Here is an 18,421-nt window from a genome sequence, read left to right on the forward strand (position 1 = left end):
TTGCGGGGGTTTAAACAGGATGGCAAAGAGCAAGAATGAGCCGGGTAACATTGAGTTGCCCGGTTTCAGTGATACACTTCAACTTACGCCGAAGATCGACAAGCCGCATTATGCCGGACATCGTGATCGTCTCAAACAGCGCTTTCGGGATACTCCCGATGCGCTGGCTGATTATGAACTGCTCGAAATGTTGTTGTTTCGCGCCATTCGCCGCGCCGACACCAAGCCGCTCGCCAAAGCTCTGCTGATGCGGTTCGGCTCGATTGCCGAAGTACTGGCCGCCCCCGAAAAGCTGATTGCCGAAGTTCCCGGCGCCGGTCCTACTGTGGCGCATGAACTCAAGCTTGTAGAGGCTGTCGCCAAGCGAAGTGCGCGCAGCACTGTCATGGAGCGCGAAGTACTCGGCTCTTGGAACAAGGTGATCGAATATTGCACCGCGGCCATGGCTTACGAGACCCGCGAGCAGTTCCGCATCCTGTTTCTCGACAAGAAGAACAAACTGATTGCCGATGAAGTCCAGCAGACGGGCACGGTGGACCACACGCCGGTCTATCCGCGCGAAGTGGTCAAACGGGCTCTGGAACTCTCCGCCACCGCCATTATTCTGGTGCACAACCATCCCACTACCCCCTCAATGATCACGTTCGATCACGCTGAATACCGCTGAATCATCAATGAAATAGCCGCTTTTCGCGCATTGCGTACAGGGGGCGGTTATGGCAAATTGGGAGCGGTTAGAGGGGTTGAAAGCGGCTTTCCGATCCCAGCAAACGATCCCCGTTTCTCCTCGACCGATCCCAGTTGCGGAACAGGAGAAAACGCCATGCCAAGCCTGACCGACACCGCGATCCGACATGCGTTGAAGCGGGTTGAGCTAAGCCAGAAGCAGGAAAATCTCGCCGATGGCGAAGGCCGCGGCACCGGTCGCCTCGTGCTTGTCCTCAAGCCCATGCCGAAGCGCGTCACAGCGGACTGGATGGCGCAGCAGTGGCGTGACGGAAAGCGGACCAAAAAGAAGCTCGGCGCGTACCCTTCCATGTCGCTCGCTCAGGCGCGCGAGATGTTCAAGCGCGACTTCGCCGACGTCATCCAGAGGGGCCGGAGCATCAAAATTGCGACCGATACGCGTCCCGGCACGGTCGCCGATCTGTTCGAAGGCTATGTTGCCGCGCTCAAGGACGCGGGGAAGCCGTCCTGGAAGGAAACGGAAAAGGGCCTCAACAAGATCGCCGATACGCTCGGACGTAACCGCCTCGCCCGCGAGATCGAGGCCGAGGAGATCATCGAGCTGATACGGCCGATTTACGAGCGCGGCGCGAAATCAATGGCCGATCATGTCCGCTCCTATCTCCATGCGGCATTCAGTTGGGGCATGAAGTCCGACAACGACTATCGGCAGCAGTCTTCTCGGCGCTTCCGGCTTCCGTTCAACCCGGCAACCGGCATTCCTACCGAGCCGAAGGTCCAAGGCACGCGTTGGCTCGACGAAGACGAGTTTGTTCAGCTCTATTGCTGGCTGGACCACCCCGACACGCCGGTTCACCCCTCCTATCCACGAGCAGTGCAACTCATCATGCTGACCGGCCAACGCGTCGAGGAGATTGCGCGGCTTCATGTCGATCAATGGGACGCCAAGGAGCGGATCATAGACTGGTCGAAAACTAAGAACCTCCAGCCGCACGCCGTCCCTGTACCGTTGCTCGCCGCTGAACTGATCGAATCGATCAAGCCGAACGAGTACGGCTGGTTCTTCCCCTCCGCGAAGGACCCGTCCAAGCCGGTCAGCCACGGCACTCTGTACAGCTTTGTCTGGCGGCAGAGAGATCGCGGCGTGATCCCGTATGCGACAAACCGCGATCTTCGCCGCACGTTCAAGACGCTCGCCGGCAAGGCAGGCGTGCCAAAGGAAATTCGCGATCGCCTGCAGAACCACGCGCTGCAAGATGTCAGTTCCAAGCACTACGACCGCTGGCACTACATGGTCGAGAAACGCGCCGGCATGGCGAAATGGGATAAATTCGTCCGCGCCATGCTGGCGAAGAAGCGCCTGAAAGCGGCCGCATGACCTCTCGGCCGCCGAAACCCGTCCATTCTCGGCGAGCGAAGGCTTCCGCTCCCTCGACCGAGGTCAATGCACACACCTACGCCGCGTTCGTCGGAGTCCTGAAGCAGAAGATCGCCGCTGCCCGCCACCGGGCCGGCCTGTCCGTCAATCGCGAGCTGGTGGTGCTCTATTGGACCATCGGTCGCGATATTCTGAGTCGGCAGGAGCGCGAGGGATGGGGCGCCAGGGTCATCGACCGGCTGTCGGAGGACCTCCGCCAAGCCTTTCCCGAGATGACCGGACTTTCAGCCCGAAACCTGAAATATATGCGCACCTTCGCAGAGGCCTGGCCCGACGGCGAATTTGTGCAGCAGCTTGCTGCACAATTGCCATGGGGCCACAACATGCTCCTTCTCGATGCCACCACGGCATCTGAAGAACGCGCTTGGTATGCCCGGCAGACAATTGAGCACGGCTGGAGCCGGAACGTTCTCGCCCACCAGATCGCAAGCAATCTCTTCGCCCGTCAAGGAAGCGCGCTGACCAACTTCTCGCAGACACTTCCGGCCGAGCAATCCGAGCTGGCCCAGCAGATTCTCAAAGACCCCTATACGTTCGACTTCCTCTCGCTTGGCCCCGATATGCTAGAGCGCGATCTCGAACGCGGCCTGATCGAACACCTCCGCTCGCTCATCCTCGAACTCGGCAAGGGCTTCGCCTTCGTCGGCAGCCAGTACCATCTCGAAGTCGGCGGGCAGGATTATTACCTCGACCTGCTGTTCTACCATCTGCGACTGCGCTGCTTCGTGGTGATCGAGCTGAAGATCGAGGATTTCAAACCCGAGTTCGCGGGCAAGATGAATTTCTATCTGTCGGCCGTGGACGAGCAATTGCGCCATCCCGACGACAAGCCGACGATCGGCATCATCCTGTGCAAGGGACGCAACGAGGTGATCGTCGAGTACTCCTTGCGAGATTCGAGCAAGCCGATGGGGGTGGCTCAATATCAACTTTCGCAGGCGCTCCCTCCTCAGCTCCAAGAAGATCTTCCGACGGTCGAGGAGCTTGGGCGGGAATTCCCGCTCATGTCGGTCGTCAAGCTTCGTATCGAAATCGAGCGCGCCCTGCGTGAACTCGTCGTCGCTAAGGGCATCGATCCGCGTCGGATGGGCATCTCGCAGATGCTCGGCAAACTGCAAGGCCTGGGAGTTTCTCCAGCCAGCATCAGGCAAATGCACGGCGTCGTGCAATCCATGCTCGAGGCATCGCACGGCGTGGATGTCGACTCGGACGCGGCCAAGCGGGCCGTGGAAATCGGCACGGCTTTCCTTGCTGATCTCAGGACAATAAACGCCGACGACTGACCACTCCACGAAGAACACCAATATTGATAAGTAGTGTGTAATCGCGTCGCTCGATCGGCGCATACGATCAAGGCGCCGGGGAAGGCAAATGCCAGCAACTGCATTTTCTATAAGGTTCGCGCGCGAACTCGACGTTGACCAGCTCGCGACCCTGATGACCGGCGCACAACCAACGCAGGACCGCGACGGGGCTGAACTTCTAAGCGGGTTTGGCGATGCGATCCGCGCCGATATTCAATGCTCATCGTGCGGCAAATTCGGTGCTGGCGTCGTTCGATCGGCAAGATCGCGGGCCTCTAAGGCGGTTCTCCGACAGGCACATTTCAGATTTGTCGATCCCAGCGGCGGCGACGCCCATCATCCGTTCTGTGAATTCTACGGCGACGACGAAACGCGCTCGACTCAGGATAGCCTTCTCGACTTCGGATCAGAAAAGAGCGCGGAAACGCGCGCGATTCGGCTTCTCGTCTGCAAGGGCATAGAGCAGGGTATCTTTGACCAACGTCGCATCCGGGACATGCGGCAGTGGTTTTTCGATCTCAAGTCCGCCACCCGCTTCACGGTGTCCTTGCCGCTAGAGGCGATCCCATGGACACAGGCGCTACAGCGACATCCCTACCATCAGCGCTGGCCGTTCCACCCATCCCACGGCGACATGCCGGCCTTCGATTGGAAAGCCGCCGCGAAGAAGCAATTCACCGAAAAGCACCTCGATCTGTTCGATCTGGTGAAAGGCGGCATCCTGCCTTTCGAAGAGGCGACGTGGCGACAGGCGGCCGAGCTCGCCCGGAAAAACCATGGGCGCGAGGTTTTCGACGCCACCAAACTCCAGCCCTACTATGAGGCCGCGATCTCGCTCTGCACCTTCGTCGCTGCGAACGGTGGCATCGATTTCGGCAAACGACATCGCGAAATTTATCGATGGAAAGGCGCTCCACCCGTTTTGCTTGCCCTCTGCGCGCTGGTGTTGTTCGTCTCCGATTGGAACATGAACGCCGCGACCACAGCCTTCGCGAAGCTGTTGGCCGCGCCGCCGCCCAGCGATCTCGTGCTCGGCAACGTCATTGGACTCAATCCCTTTCACGACTATGGCGCGTGGCGTCTCGTCATTGCGTCCTCCGAGGTCGCCGCCAGAAGCCCAAACGGCCTGGATTACGGGGCCCGGCTAGCAGCCATCGAGGCGGAGCTGCGCGAGCAGCATCGCCTATGGAAGAGCGAACAGCCCCGCGGCTAGGCCTGCCACCTGAGGAATAGCGTATGACCGTCGAATGGACGCCAGTGTTCGTCCTACCCAACGTGCCCCTCGACCAGGCCGTCGACTGCGAGATCGCGGCGATCGCGCCGGCTCATGACCCTCGCGTCAAGGCCCTGAAGCGCGCCCATCCGACGTTCAAGCAATTCCTCAATCGCTTCTCGGATAATTTCGGAGAGAAGTTCGAGCCGGCCGTCCTCCTACTCGATGCCGATGCGCCACCAAGCTTCCGCACCGTCGCCGCCCTGGGAAGTTTCCGAGACACCGTCGCACTGTCGGCCATCACCCACGGGCGCGCTATGGAGCTTCGCTATCCGCGCGGGCACCGCGTTCTGTTCGGCGAGGCCTTCGCGATCTACCCGTGGATGCTCGACCGGCACTACAAGGACGTCATTGGCAGCACACCGGCCATCCTCGGCACGCATATGGTGTCTAGCTTCCGAGGCCAGTCATCACCGACCATCTTCCGCACGCCGCTCGCGGCGAGCGACATCGACGAACCACTGCTCAGCGCGCTGTTGGCACGTTGGCGCCGCCGATATGGGGCCCATGAGCCGGCATGGGAGGACGTGGCGCTGATGCGTTCTCTCAACATGGCCTACCAGGCTTCGCTGCTGCCTGCCGGGACCGACACGACGTTCTATGATGTCGGCCGGATCGTCTCGCTCTGGGTCAGCGCTTTTGAAATTCTGGTTCACCCGGGCGGAAGCGGTCAGGCGGATCGCAAAAAGGTGTTCGAACTGATCGAGCGGACGCGGTGGGCGATTCCGGCCAGCGGCCAGCTCGCACATGACACCGGCGGGAAGACGAAGGTGAAACGGACTCTGGCGTCATGGCTGGTCGAGACGCTCTATGTTTGCCGAAACGATTTCCTTCACGGCAATCCCGTGGACCGGAGCACGCTGCTGCTCGCCACGCCTCAGCGCACCATCTTCGAGTACGCCGCGCCGCTCTACAGGATCGCGCTCACAGCCTTCCTGCCGCTCACATACGACGCGCCGATTCCGTCAAAGGAGAACCCTGAAGCCTTGGGCGAATACATCGCCGATCGCATGACGTTCATGCACCTGCAGAAAGCGGCCGAAGAGGGATTACTGACCGCGACGCAGCCGCCGCCCATTCCAGGCACGCGCCGCCCCCGGATCATACGACCGGCTGGAAACATCTAGCGGTGCAGCTTCGCCACTGCCCTCCCTTGCTCGCTCTCGGTCTCATCGCCGCCTCGCCCGCGACGCACATCATTGATGGCGACACCTTCACGCTCGGCGGCGAGCGCGTTCGGCTGTGGGGCATAGATGCACCCGAAGCCCTCCAGATCTGCCAAGACGCCGCTGGTCGTGGCTTCAGATGCGGGGAAGTGGCGCGTGAGCGCCTGATCGCCCTGATCGGCGGCCGATCCGTGGATTGCCGGCAAAAAGACCGAGACGGCTATGGCCGGATGGTCGCCCAGTGCAAAGTCGCGGGCCATAACCTTGGCGAGGCCATGATCCGCGAAGGCTGGGCGGTCGAATACCGCCAGTTCAGCCGAGGAGCCTATGCCGCTGCCGAGCGGGAGGCCCGGTCGGCCAAGCGCGGCCTCTGGGCTGGAACGTTCGAACCGCCCGACCATTGGCGCGCCGACGCCCGAGCGGAGCGACCGGCTCCGCAGTCCCCGCCAGGGTCCTGCATACTGAAGGGCAACATCAACGCCAAAGGTCGCAAGATCTTTCACACACCTGGCCAGCGAGACTACGGCGTCACGGTGATTGACACCGCGCACGGCGAGCGCTGGTTCTGCAGCGCGGCGGAAGCGATCGCGGCGGGTTGGACTCCCGCCGCCCGCTGAGGAGCATGGGTGCGTCTCACGCCATTCTCGGTGCTTGCGTCCGCCCGCGCTCAATACACTATGAGATCAATTCTATCTCACCGGCTTCGAACCAACCTTGTCTGATCATTGCGTCGCGCGCGAGCGCGGGATCAGCTGCGTAATACACAACGGCAAGGCTCTCTTCAGCGCGGCTGCAGGTCACGTAAAACAGCCGTCGCGTCCTATCGATCGTTGTCTCCTTGCCGGCAGCTTCATTATCAAGATCCGTCTTGCTCTTCGCCTTTGTCGCGAAAAGCTTGTCGTAAGCAAACATGAAACCGCGGGCTTCATCGTCGCTAACAACAACCATCACCCTTGGAAATTCTAGCCCTTTTACCCCCTGATGCGTGTCGAACTGCGAGAGGCCCCGAACGTAGCGATCATATCGCTCGATCTGGTCGAACGGCGCCTCAAGCGCCAACCGCCAACCGCCCAACTCGCTTTTGACATCGACTTCTTCTTCTTGGTCGTCGGCGTCGCCGGCTGCGTCACCCTCGCCTTCCACGACGACGGCATCGGCGGCGGAAAACGGAACGAGCACCTCTGGTATCGTGAAGAGGTTAGCTTCGGCGACATAGCGCAAGACCGAGCGCGCGGTCGGCTTCTCATCCTCGTTCACCAAGGCCAGCAGGCCATCGCAAGCAGCCTTGACCTCGCTGAGAAGGCCAACCTGCTTCTCGCCTGCAGCTTCAAGCGCCTTGCGCTCGAGGAGTGGAGATGTGCGCCGAACGACCGCAGCGACAGCAAACCGATCTCCCGAGCGCAGGGCCGTGACCAGCGGCAGTATCTCGCGCGTGAAAAGTCCGATGCCCGCCCCCGTCCCTTGTAGAAAGCTCGTGCGGATGCGCTCGACCGCATAGAGAGGCTCGAAGAATTGTTCGAAGCCAAACCGGCGTGCGGACATCAGGTGCTCCAGCGCCAGCGTCTTGATCGCCTCTGCTCCCGCCGCCCAGCTCGGATCGCCAGTGAGCTCTGCCATTCGCGCCGCCACGGTGGCCTCTGCGGCGCTCTTGTCAGCTATTGACTGCGAGACGACGAACAGCCGAACAACACCCTGTTTCGCATCGCTCCGCGGCTGCTGTTCCTCGTCATCCTCATCTCGTCTGATTTTGTTGATGAGCGTAATAACCCGCGTGGGACAACGATGGTTCATCCGCTTCCTCGGCCTAGCCCAGGCCTGCGGGATCGCCTCCGCTAAACGCTCCTTACCGTCGGCGTAAATGCGCTGCATCGTGTCGCCAAAGAGTCCCAGGCAAAAGGCCTCGCGATATCCCGCCTCGACATCGAGCAGCGCATCCATGAGCCTCCGGCTCGTATCCTGGCTCTCGTCGATCAGAAGAATGGGGAAGCGGGTCACCAGCAGCCGGCGCAAACCCGGCTTCGCGCCGAGAAAATCGGAGGTCATGGCGATGACCTCTGCGTGACTCAGAGCGTCTCTGGTGCGGTTGTCGCCCGTCGGGCTGTAAACAAACCGCGTAATTTCGGCGAGGTTGTCGCGGCGACGCCGCTTGCTCTCTATCGAGCGAGCCCGGTCCGACGCAGCTTTGCTGTTTGCCCGACCCTTCGCCTGTGCTTCTTCCAGCTCCGCGATATCCGCCAGGAGCCGAGTTGACAGCCACCCGCGAATATCACCGTCGTAACCGGCAATCAGCGACCACGCGAATGCGTGAATGGTCGACACCTCTACGCGAGGATCGAACTCGAGCCGTTGCTTGATCTCGTCGCAGGCGGCATTGGTATAGGTAATCACCCCGATCTTCTGACCAGATAGCGACAACCGCCGCCCCTGCTCCTTACACACCGTCCGTATCGCCTCGACCAGCGAGCGCGTCTTGCCCGAGCCGGCGCCGGCATAGAGAAAGAAGCTCCTCGGCTTATCGACGTTCAGGCAGGCGAGGATCGTTTCATCGGCTTCGGAATCGAATTTGTCGTCGACCGCGCTCATGCGTCGGCCCCCTCGATTTCAGCGACGACATGCTCTTCGACCGGCGAGTCAGCCTCAATCTCCTCCTCGGGCGGTGCCTCTTTGACCAGAGGCAGAATCTCAACCTGCTTTTTCTTGAGCTGCGCAAGTAGCCATTCTAGTCCCTCGGCGATGTAGCGCGGCACGACGATCGTGTCGAAATTCTCAACCTCCATAACGTCAAGCGCAAACTCAGCTTTCTTGCCGTTCTTGAGAGCGAGGTACATTTTCCCGCCGATCGCGGCCGCCCCACCACCATCAGCGATCGCATCGCGAAACTTGCGGACCAGGCCAGTGCCATCCAGTTCGGCGAAGAAGCTGAGATTCTCGAACGCCAGTGCGTCCTCAAACGTATAAGGATATGCGACCTCCGGTCCGACAATACCCAGGGATGTCAGACCCAACGGGATCTGATACGCGGCCCGCACAGCAAATAGCGGGTCGTCGTCCTCATGTAGCGTCTTCGTCGCGGCATCAGCTCGCATCAACTCATCGACGTCGTCGAGCTTTGGCACCCATGTCTTCAACGTCGCATTGTTGGTTTTCTGACTAGCACCTTTCGCGGGTGGGACGGAGGCGCCCCCCGTTTTATCCAGCGTATCCAGGTCAGTGATAATAAGGGTCAGCAAGCCGAGATGATCAATCAAAGGCTTGAGACGATGCGCGTGGCTTCCTCCAATCTCAAGCAGGGTGATGTAGCATTGGTTGAGCTCGTCATAGTGCGCCCGGATGAAATTGGGGACGAGCATACGTTCCGCTGGCCCCTCCACCAAAATGGCCGCGTCGGCGAAGAACAGATCCGCGTGCTGGGCCCGAAGATATCGGGTCACGAAACGCTCCGTCTCACTGCCCGGACCAAAAACCTCCGACAGATTGATAACAGTGGAGACCGGCACTTTCGCGGCCATACCCGCAGGCAGCCGCCGGAAGTAGCGCAGGCAAGAGAACGACGTCTCATGCGCGACATGGCTCGAATGGGTGCTGACAACCAATTGGGTGCGCAGCTTTTGGTCGTCACCAAGGTCCTCGTGCGCACGCAGCACCGCGTAAGCCTTCTTGATGAAGACTTGCTGGACCTGCGCGTGCAAATGCGCTTCCGGTTCCTCGACCAGAACGAGATGGAGAGGCTCGGTCGTGGTCACCGTCGCACCGGTTGATGCCTTCCCGACGCGCATCCAGGCGTCACGGAAGCTCATCAACCGGAATATCATCGAGATCAGGTTTTGATAGCCGAGGCCGTTATTCGCCTCGGGCAACCGCAACACGGGCGTCGCCGCGCCGTCCTCGGCAATGACGTCCACTTCGAAGCTGATCGCCGCATTGTGGTTGAGACCGTCGATAGCCTTCAGGCGCGTCGAGACGCGCGGACGCGGATCGGTCACGCCAGGGTATCCCATGCCCTCGACCTCGGTGAACGCTGCCTTGAAACTCTCGGTCAGCCGCTGGTCGAACGCGTCCTGGGCGGCTTCTATCGCCTGCAACGCGCCGAGGTCCTTCGGATCAGGTCCCTTCGTCGGGTCGAGGTGCTTGGCGTAGTAGCTTCTGAGCTGATCGGACAGCCGACTGCCACTTGCCGACACCGGGGCGTCCTCCTCCTCAGCAGCCTGCTGTTCCTCACCGAAGCCCCTCTGCGCCGGGATATCATGGACACGGATCAAGCCGCTCAGCGGGTCCCCGTCGATCGGCCGAGAACCGCCCGGAAGGACCTGCGGACGCGCCAGAGACTTTGCGGGGGCGACAAGCTGACCCGGATCCAGGGAATAGGCCCGAATGGTGAAGTGCGTGGACAAACGTTTACTCAGGAAATCGACCAGACTCTCGGGCCAGATCGTCAGCTTAGGCGGAGTGGCGGGTGGATCAGCGTCAGGATTCTCCGCCGTGGCGGCCGCGGCGGCTGCTGCCCTCATCGTCTCGGCATCGCTCACCGCCCCCATGTACTCCTTGTACAAGAGCGCAAGATCCTTCGGCTCATAGCGCAATCGGACGCCGAGTCGTCCCCCCTCCCAATCCAAGGTCGGGATGAGGTCGCGAACGTGGTGCATCTCCCCCGCTTCGACATGCAGCCACAGATCCAGCGTCGGCAACGCGCTCACCCAGGGGTCAACGACGAGGTCTACGATTTCCTCAGCGTTTCGGGCAGCGATCCACGCCTCGCCCAGGGCAATGATCGTGGGCCAATGACACAACGTGAAATCGTGCATCTCGAACGGGCAGCGGCGCGGCGACAGGAAGCGCCGTAGCGCAAGCATCGCCGATGTCTTACCGCTATTGTTCGCCCCAACGAAGAGTGTGGTCGTGGTAGATAGATCAACCCTTGTCGACAACAACTTCCTGAAATTGGCGATCTCTAGAAATTCAATATGCACTGCCAGATTCCCCCAATCCTGGTCCGCGGTAGTTACATCCGCATATCCTTTTTCGCGTTATACTTATCTTGACCGATGGCGACAGTCACTGAACGCACCGCTTACGCGTCCGCGCGTGGCCACCTCATCTTGCCGCGGCCAATTCGCAACACGTCCACCAGCGTGGTCCGGCCAGGAATTCGACCTGAGAAAAGACTCGGCTTTGGATCGACGGCGGGCTTCTTGAACTGGAACAACGGCCGGTAGTCCGGCGTCGCGAGCCAAGTCTGTCCGTCCCCAGCATCCGTGATGATCCGATACAAGCCAGGCCCGGGCGCTCGCTCGCCAGCGGGCACATCGAGAAGGCGCTTGTTGGGCTCGACGTTCCACTTCTGAATGCCGCCACTCAGGGCTTCGGTTCTAAACCGCGCCCAGAGCGCCGCGGTATCCGGCGTCGGCCAATCGCCCAGATCGGTGAATGCGGTAATCTCATCGGATTCCAGCCAAGCTCGCATCTCGGCCGGCGTCACAAAGATGGGCTCGGCACTCTCGATCGCGGCTATCGCAGCGCGACGCGACGGCAAGCCAGCGCGGATCAACATCGACATCATAAACCGCGGCACGCCAGTCTCGAGCGCGGCCGCCCCGCCACCGGGAATGATGTCTGGCGACCATCCGAGCGAAAGGCGCCGCGTGCGGATCGCCTCGAGCGCCCAGACCAGCCGATAGGTGAAGGCTTCCTCGACAACCCGCATATTGTCGGGGCCGATCTCGGCCACCTCCGCACCCGACACCCACTGGCGGAGAATCCTTCGCCAATCTGCCGGGAGCGCGTTTCTTTTGTCGGGAATGAATGGGCGCATGACCAACAGCCGCTCGGCCAGACCAGAAAGCGCGTCGGCGAGTTCATCGACATCACCCGGCAGCGACGCGGCATCGGCTCGATCCACTAGCGCTCCCAACTCGTCCGCCATCGCATCTATAGCCAGGCCCGCCTCAAGGCCGACACCCATCGCGAAATGGCCCTTGCGCGCCTGCGGCGTCGTCACGCTCCAAATCAGATGGGCGCGAGCCTCGAAGACCTTCCGATGCTGCGCCACTGTTGCTTCGCCTTCGCGAGCGATCTGGCGCGCCCAAAGCGACCCCTGCAACGCCTCATCCAGCAAACGCGGCAGATCCGCTCGATCAGCATCCAGGGCTTCGATCAAACCGAAGACGGTCGCATCAAGGCGCTCGACGAGTTGGGACAGCGGCTCTTCTTCTATGTTTTCCTCTTCGTCGCCGCCGCTATCCCCTTCCTCGCCTTCGTCTTCGTTCTCGTCATCATCGTCGGCGCCCGGATCAGCCAGTTCGGCGGCCACCGCGGCTTCTTCCGCCTCTGATTTCCAACCGTCCCTTGAGTTCGCCAGATACTCCCAGGCGTCAGCTCGCGCGAGAATGCCTTCGCGCGTCAGGCGCTCCAGGATCTCTGCGACGATCTGAATCAGGCCGCTTTGCAACGTCCGCGCCTTCGACGAGGCGACCAGTTGGCGCCACTCGCCGCTGCGCCAGTCAACCCGATCGAACATCACGTGGACGATGAGGCCCTCGACGTCGACAAACGCTCGGCCAGCTCGACCGGCGACGTTCGCGAACTCCTCGCCGGTGATGAGCTCCCCAGAACGGTAGAGCGCCGGCACGAGCAGCACCGCCGCGTTGAGGTTGAGGCCCTGAGACAACGTCGGAGACGCGACGATCACCTTCAGCACACCCTCCGATAGGAGGACCTCCAGCTCGCGCAGAAATGGGCTAGGCAGGCGACCGTGATGGATGGCGACACCGACCTTCAGACTGGCAACGGCGGGATGATCCTCGCCTAGCCATTCTTTCCCGACTTCCAGCGCCCTTGCGATCGGGCCTTCGTCTTCGAGAAGCGGCTCCAGATAGCCTCTGCGGCACAGGTCGACCACCCGCTTGCCGTAGCCCTCGACCCAATTGGCCTGCGTAGAGAAGATCAGGGTCCGTTTGCCCTGACCGGCAAACTCCCACGCGGCGAACAAGGCGAGATGACCGGCCTCGCGCGGGTACGGCTTTTTCTCCCGACCAAGGGGCGGCTTTTGAACGACAAATCGATCGATGAACGGTCCATTCGCTGTAAGATCGAGTGTCAGGCGGGCATCGAGCCCGCGCCATGTCAGCATGCCGAAACGCTGGCGCGTCGGCCGCCAGTCCGACCGCACGGGTTCGCCGGGCTGATCGGATCGTATCCACGCGGTCAGATCGTCAAGCTCATCGCCGCTCGGAAGGATGGCCGACAGGCACACGATCCGCCGGTCGGCGGCGTCACCACGCCGGAGCAAGCGCTGAACCAGCGTTTCGTAGCGGATTTCGCGCTCGCTCGGGCCGATCATATGGCCTTCGTCGAGAACGATCAGGCCGACGTCGTCGATCAAACTTGGGTCGCTTCGAAGCGCGAAGTCGAGTTTTTCAGGCGTCGCGATGATGATCTCTCGCGACCGCAGCGCGTCCTCGTCCCCAGCGGACAATCCGCTTGCGCCGTAGAGCGACGAAACGCTGAAGCCCAAGGGCGCGAATGTCTTGCGGAACGAGCGCTCCGTCTGCGCTGAGAGCGCCCGCAGCGGCGTGACGATCAGGACGCGACGCGCAGCCGATAGCGTCATCATCGCGGCGATCTCAGCAACGCGCGTCTTTCCGGCGCTGGTCGGATGCGCCACAACGAGATCGTCGGTCATATCCGTCGATCGACGCGCCGCTTCACGCTGCGACGGCCACAGCTCGACCTCGGAACTCTTGCGCGCGAACAGCGAGCCGATGAAAAGCTGCCGAAGCTCGGGATAGCGCTCTTCGGCTCCGTCCGGCGGATCGATCGGCAGATTTTGGTGCAGCGAATGCGACCAAAGATCATCGATCAGATGGCGGCAGAGGTTCGAGGTCCACCAGAGCGGCACGTTCTGGGCGTTGTCCGCCAGACTGATGGCGGTGGCCAGCAGGCTGCGGGCCGTCTCCAGCGGCTCCTCATCGCCGGTGGCAAGCGCAAACTCGAAGTTAGCCAAGGCGCGGCAGATCGTAGTGTTGAGGATCGTTGCCAGCACTTCGTCGGGATCGGCTTCCTCGCCGCGCAGCTCGGCCGACATCTGCGCATCGCCATGCGCTTCGTCATTCAGCCAGTCGCGGACATAGCCGCGGAGCCGATCAAGGTCCCGCAGTATGAGCAACATGACGGCTGTCTCGCCGGGCGCAGCGTTGAGATCGCCAGGCACTTCGTTGAACAGCGAGTACGCAACGGCCGAATAGCCGGCGAGATGATAGGCGGCCGCCGCGATTGTCCTGCGAAACCCACGATCCGGCGCTTCCGGGTCTCCATTGCGGACGAGAGCTTCGAACGCGTTGGCCGCTCGCTCGAAAGCCTTGCTGGTAAGCGGCGATGCGCCTTCGACGGTGCGAAGCGCCATCGCGCCACGCAGCAGCGCGAAACCGTGCTCAGCCAAGTCCGTCTCGATCGTCGCGCCCAGCGCTGGCGCGTCGGCCGGCAACACGCCATCGCTCCGGATCAACGACCAAGCGGCTCCTCGGTAGAGCAACCGACGCAGAATTCCGTCCTGGGTGGCGGCGGTCAGAAAAGTCCGCAGTTCGTCAATCGTTTCCAAGGTCTTCCGCCTCTTCGTACATCTCCTTGATGAAGTCCTGGTGGTCCTCGATGCGGAGGTTCACCACGAACTGGTCGCGGTTGGTAGTCGCCGCGTCGAGGTCCTCTTTCAGCGCGGCCGGCGGCGCGTTGCCCGACATTGTGAACAGCATGTGGTCAATGCGGCCCGCGCGCGGCACTTTCAGACCTATCTCATCGCGGATCGCCCGCCCGAGCGCGACGTCTTCGGCCTCGTTGCTTTCCAGCAAGCGATTAGCGACGAACAACAGCGAGTCTGGCGTGCATCGCCCGCTGTCCCGATTGAGAACCTTGCGCGCCGCCGTGACGGTCGCTTTACCCAAGACGCGATTGCTTTTCGCTTCGCCCTTGAGGAGCCACAGTTCGCCGTCGTCACCAGCCCCATATCCGGCGCCGATGAAGTCGTCGCCTCGCATCGCCATATTGCGTCCGTCCTTGTAGCGGAGCCGGCGAACAGGAACGCGGAGGCCGATTCCTTCCTCAACAAGCTCGGTCGCAAGAATCTCACCGAGATCGCCAGAGCGTCCCTTTGCCGTCTGCGGAAGCTGCGCGCGGAGGATTTCGGCGGCGCCCTCATAGCCCAGGCGCGCAACATCATCCGCAATGCGATCAAGCCGGTCGTAATGAGAGCGGACAGTCTCCGCCAGCGACTCGCGGATAGCATCACGCCCGCCAGCTTTTTCGACGAGGCACCAATACTCTTTGCGCTCGTCTTTTTCTTTCGTGGTATCGCACCACTCTTCGTACAACGGCACGTCGCGCCTCCCCAACGACGCTGACGAACAAACTCTACTTTCGTCCCTTGAACGACTACGTCGTGCCGGTCGTTGGAAGGTTGTGCCTCGCGCCCAATTCTGATTCACACATCATACACTCAGAGCGTGTCCACGTCGCTAGAGAGTTGGGCGCACAGCGAAAGACGCAGCGGTCGCCAAATCAATACGACTTGTTCGACTGCAACCCTTGCTCCGGATGAAAGGCGCTTGACTCTTAGCCGCCAAAGAGAGAACAAATGGAGAACATGATGACGAAGCTCTTCCCGGAGGTCAACAGGAAGCTTGCGGCCGGAGCCCGCCATAGAATTCTTGCGCGCGCAGATCGAAAAGATCGAAGGCAGAAGCCGGCGCGCCAGATCGGTTCTCCCCTTCGGGATCACCGAGGTGGATTCGCGACTACCTGGCGGCGGCCTCGCGCTCGGCGCGCTGCATGAGATAGCCGGCGGCGGTAATGGCGCCGTCGATGGCGCGGCGGCAGCATCATTCAGCGCAGGCCTCGCCGCTCGCACCAAGGGCAAAATCCTTTGGTGCATCACGCGCGCAGACCTTTTCGCGCCGGCCATCGCCCAGGCGGGCCTCGCGAGCGATCGGGTGATCTACCTCGAAGCTGGCGACGACAAGACTGTGCTCGCCTGCATGGAAGAAGGATTGCGCCACGGCGGCCTCGGGGCTGTCATCGGCGAGGTCGCCCGCCTTTCCATGACGGCCTCACGGCGGCTCCAGTTGGCTGCAGAGGGCACCGGATCGCTCGGCATCGCCCTGCGGCGCTGGCGGCGACAGACGGAAGCGACGGATTTCGGGCAGCCTACCGCGGCGATGACGCGCTGGCGCGTCTCCGTGCTGCCCTCGACGCCGCTACCGGTTCCCGGCGTAGGCCGCGCCCGCTGGCTGGTTGAACTCATCCGCGCGCGAGCGGGCGAAAGTGCAGATTTCGAGTTGGAGGCGTGCGATGACACGGGTCGTCTCGCTCTTCCTGCCGAGCTGGTCCACGGACCGGCTTCGGCGGAAGGCTGGCGACGCGGCGCCTCCGGCTGAGGCGCCGCTCGTCCTGATTGGCCGCGACGGGAACAGGCGGGTGGTGCTGGCGGCGGATGCTGCGGCCCGGGCCGCCGGCCTGCGCGCCGGCATGCCCGTCACCAAGGCGCAAGTGCTGGTGCCCGGCCTCATTGTGCAAGATGCCGATCCCGCTGCCGACGCCGAGGCGCTTGAGCGTCTCGCGGTGTGGCTTCTCCGGTATGCACCAATCGTCGCCCCCGATCCGCACGACGGCCTCATCATCGACTCGACAGGCGCTGATCATCTCCACGGCGGCGAGACTGTCATGCTGGACGGCTTGATCGGGCGCCTCGCCATGTCCGGGATCTCCGCGAGAGGCGCGATCGCCGACACCTGGGGAGCAGCCCATGCGCTGGCCCGATTTTCAGCGCTGCCGACTGTCATCGCGCCCGAGGGGCACGGCCCGTCCGTCTTGGAGCGGTTGCCGCTTGAGGCGTTGCGCATTCCGGCCCCCACTGTCGCCGCACTGCGCACGCTCGGCTTCCGAACGGTCGGCGATCTTCTGGCGCAGCCGCGCGCGCCGCTCACCCTTCGCTTCGGACCAGAACTCGGCCGACGCTTGGACCAGGCCTTGGGCATTGCAGCCGAACTTATCGAGCCGGTCCGCCCGGCCGATCTCATAGAGGTACGCCGTGCCTTCGCCGAGCCGATCGGCGCGGCAGAGACCATCGCCCGTTACATCGGCAAGCTCGTCACCCAGCTCTGCGAACGTCTGGAGGCAGGCGGCCTCGGCGCTCGCCGGCTCGATCTCATCTGCCACCGCGTCGACAGCCGAGCCCAGGCCGTGCGGGTCGGCATGGCCACGCCGGTCCGCGATGTGAAGCGGCTGACGCGCCTCCTGTGCGACAAGATCGAGACCATCTCGCCCGGCTTCGGCATCGAGGTGATGACCCTCGCCGCAAGCGTCGCTGAGCCGCTTGAGTGCAAGCAGATCGTCAGCTCGCTGGTCGAAGAGAGCACCCCGGACGTCTCCGATCTAATTGACACCTTGATGAACCGCGTGGGCGAGCGTGCCCTCTATCGGCTTGCACCGGTCGCCAGCGATGTTCCGGAGCGATCTGTCTGTCGTATCCCGGCGATAGCGGCCGATACGGGAGCGGGCTGGCCCGGCCATTGGCCGCGGCCCTCCCGCCTTCTGCCGGCCCCTGAGCCGGTCGAGACCGTGGCGTTGCTTCCCGACCATCCGCCGGTGTCTTTCACCTGGCGCGGCATCCGCCGCCGCCTTCGGCGTGGCGACGGGCCGGAGCGCGTGTTTGGCGAATGGTGGAAGCGCGATGCCGAGTTGGTTGCCGTCCGCGACTATTTCCGGGTCGAGGACGACGCCGGCGAACGCTACTGGCTGTTTCGCGCCGGCGACGGCGAGGACACCGCCACAGGCTCGCACCGCTGGTTCATTCACGGGGTCTTCGGATGAGCGAGCCCCGCTACGTCGAGCTTCAGGTCACTTCGCATTTCAGCTTTCTCCGGGGGGCCTCGTCTTGCGAGGAGTTGTTCGCCCAAGCCGCGCTCGCCGGGATCGAAGCGCTGGCCGTGGTGGACCGGAATTCGCTCGCCGGCATCGTCCGGGCCCACGAAGCGGCGAAGACGACCGGGGTTCGTCTGATTGTCGGCTGCCGTCTCGACCTCACCGACGGCATGTCGGTGCTGGTTTATCCAACCGACCGACCCGCTTATTCCCGTCTGTGCCGGCTTCTGTCGCTCGGCAAGCGGCGCGGCGGAAAGGCGAAGTGCGTGCTCGAATGGCAGGACCTCGTCGCCTACGGCGAAGGCTTGATCGCCGTTCTCGTGCCGGATCTCGCCGACGAGGAATGCGGCCTTCGGCTGCGCCGCCTGCGCGACGCGTTCGGCGATCGGGCCTACCTGGCGCTGACGCTGCGCCGTCGGCCCAATGACCAGCTCCGCCTTCATGAGCTGTCGAACCTGGCCACCCAGATGCGAGTTGCGACCGTGGTGACGAACGACGTCCTCTTCCATGAGCCCGCCCGCCGGATCCTCCAGGACGTCGTCACCTGCATCCGGCACAATGTCACGATCGACACGATCGGCGACCGCCGGGAGCGTCACGCCGATTGGACTTGCCCTTATTTAGTGGAGAGGTTCTGTCACTAATT

At 62.4% G+C, this 18,421-nt stretch carries 12 protein-coding genes and 1 pseudogene; 9 read left to right on the forward strand and 4 right to left on the reverse strand.

The genetic code is table 11. From position 1 onward, the window contains the following. Nucleotides 1-19: 19 nt before the first annotated feature. The 6 genes from CES86_RS05160 (at nt 20) to CES86_RS05185 (ending at nt 6,485) form a co-directional block, all read left to right on the forward strand. Nucleotides 20-667, forward strand: a complete 648-nt coding sequence (locus CES86_RS05160) for a JAB domain-containing protein (RefSeq protein WP_308669807.1) — start codon at nt 20-22, stop codon at nt 665-667. Between the two features lie 156 nt (nt 668-823). Beyond that, the gene (locus tag CES86_RS05165; protein WP_088217391.1) at nt 824-2,065 is read left to right on the forward strand and encodes a tyrosine-type recombinase/integrase; all 1,242 of its coding nucleotides are present in this window, start codon (nt 824-826) and stop codon (nt 2,063-2,065) included. Beyond that, nucleotides 2,062-3,408 carry a PDDEXK nuclease domain-containing protein gene (locus tag CES86_RS05170; RefSeq protein ID WP_094513803.1) on the forward strand — a complete coding sequence of 449 codons (1,347 nt, stop codon included), beginning with the start codon at nt 2,062-2,064 and terminating at the stop codon, nt 3,406-3,408. The genes CES86_RS05165 and CES86_RS05170 overlap by 4 nt, the downstream gene beginning before the upstream one ends. Nucleotides 3,409-3,496: 88 nt before the next feature. Further along, nucleotides 3,497-4,642, forward strand: a complete 1,146-nt coding sequence (locus tag CES86_RS05175; protein ID WP_088217388.1) for a hypothetical protein — start codon at nt 3,497-3,499, stop codon at nt 4,640-4,642. A gap of 23 nt (nt 4,643-4,665) precedes the next feature. Beyond that, complete coding sequence (locus tag CES86_RS05180) at nt 4,666-5,829, forward strand: hypothetical protein (RefSeq protein WP_088217387.1); 1,164 nt, start codon at nt 4,666-4,668, stop codon at nt 5,827-5,829. 2 nt (nt 5,830-5,831) lie between these two features. Next, a complete protein-coding gene (locus CES86_RS05185) occupies nt 5,832-6,485 on the forward strand; it encodes a thermonuclease family protein (protein ID WP_217872224.1) in 654 nt (217 codons plus the stop codon). A 58-nt stretch (nt 6,486-6,543) separates the two neighbouring features. Here CES86_RS05185 and CES86_RS05190 read toward each other — a convergent pair whose 3' ends face one another. The 4 genes from CES86_RS05190 to CES86_RS05205 all read right to left on the reverse strand — a co-directional run bounded on the left by CES86_RS05190 (nt 6,544) and on the right by CES86_RS05205 (nt 15,233). Then, a complete protein-coding gene (locus CES86_RS05190) occupies nt 6,544-8,451 on the reverse strand; it encodes a UvrD-helicase domain-containing protein (RefSeq protein WP_088217386.1) in 1,908 nt (635 codons plus the stop codon). Further along, on the reverse strand, nt 8,448-10,835 hold the full coding sequence (locus CES86_RS05195; protein WP_088217385.1) for an AAA family ATPase: 2,388 nt from the start codon (nt 10,833-10,835) through the stop codon (nt 8,448-8,450). Before CES86_RS05195 ends, CES86_RS05190 begins: the two co-directional genes overlap by 4 nt. A gap of 101 nt (nt 10,836-10,936) precedes the next feature. Next, nucleotides 10,937-14,461, reverse strand: coding sequence for a DEAD/DEAH box helicase (locus CES86_RS05200; protein ID WP_094513806.1), 3,525 nt, complete (start codon nt 14,459-14,461; stop codon nt 10,937-10,939). Further along, nucleotides 14,448-15,233 carry a Hachiman antiphage defense system protein HamA gene (locus tag CES86_RS05205; RefSeq protein WP_088217383.1) on the reverse strand — a complete coding sequence of 262 codons (786 nt, stop codon included), beginning with the start codon at nt 15,231-15,233 and terminating at the stop codon, nt 14,448-14,450. The genes CES86_RS05200 and CES86_RS05205 overlap by 14 nt, the downstream gene beginning before the upstream one ends. Nucleotides 15,234-15,563: 330 nt before the next feature. On the opposite strand from CES86_RS05205, the gene CES86_RS05210 reads away from it, so the two are divergent. The 3 genes and pseudogenes from CES86_RS05210 to CES86_RS05220 form a co-directional block, all read left to right on the forward strand. Continuing rightward, complete coding sequence (locus CES86_RS05210) at nt 15,564-16,289, forward strand: ImuA family protein (protein WP_223850347.1); 726 nt, start codon at nt 15,564-15,566, stop codon at nt 16,287-16,289. Then, the gene (locus CES86_RS05215) at nt 16,204-17,724 is read left to right on the forward strand and encodes a Y-family DNA polymerase (RefSeq protein WP_088217381.1); all 1,521 of its coding nucleotides are present in this window, start codon (nt 16,204-16,206) and stop codon (nt 17,722-17,724) included. Before CES86_RS05210 ends, CES86_RS05215 begins: the two co-directional genes overlap by 86 nt. Beyond that, nucleotides 17,721-18,380: pseudogene (locus tag CES86_RS05220) on the forward strand (PHP domain-containing protein); the annotation flags it as partial. The gene CES86_RS05215 and the pseudogene CES86_RS05220, both read left to right, overlap by 4 nt. Nucleotides 18,381-18,421: the final 41 nt, after the last annotated feature.

The organism is Brucella lupini, assembly GCF_002252535.1.
GTDB classification, from domain to species: domain Bacteria; phylum Pseudomonadota; class Alphaproteobacteria; order Rhizobiales; family Rhizobiaceae; genus Brucella; species Brucella anthropi.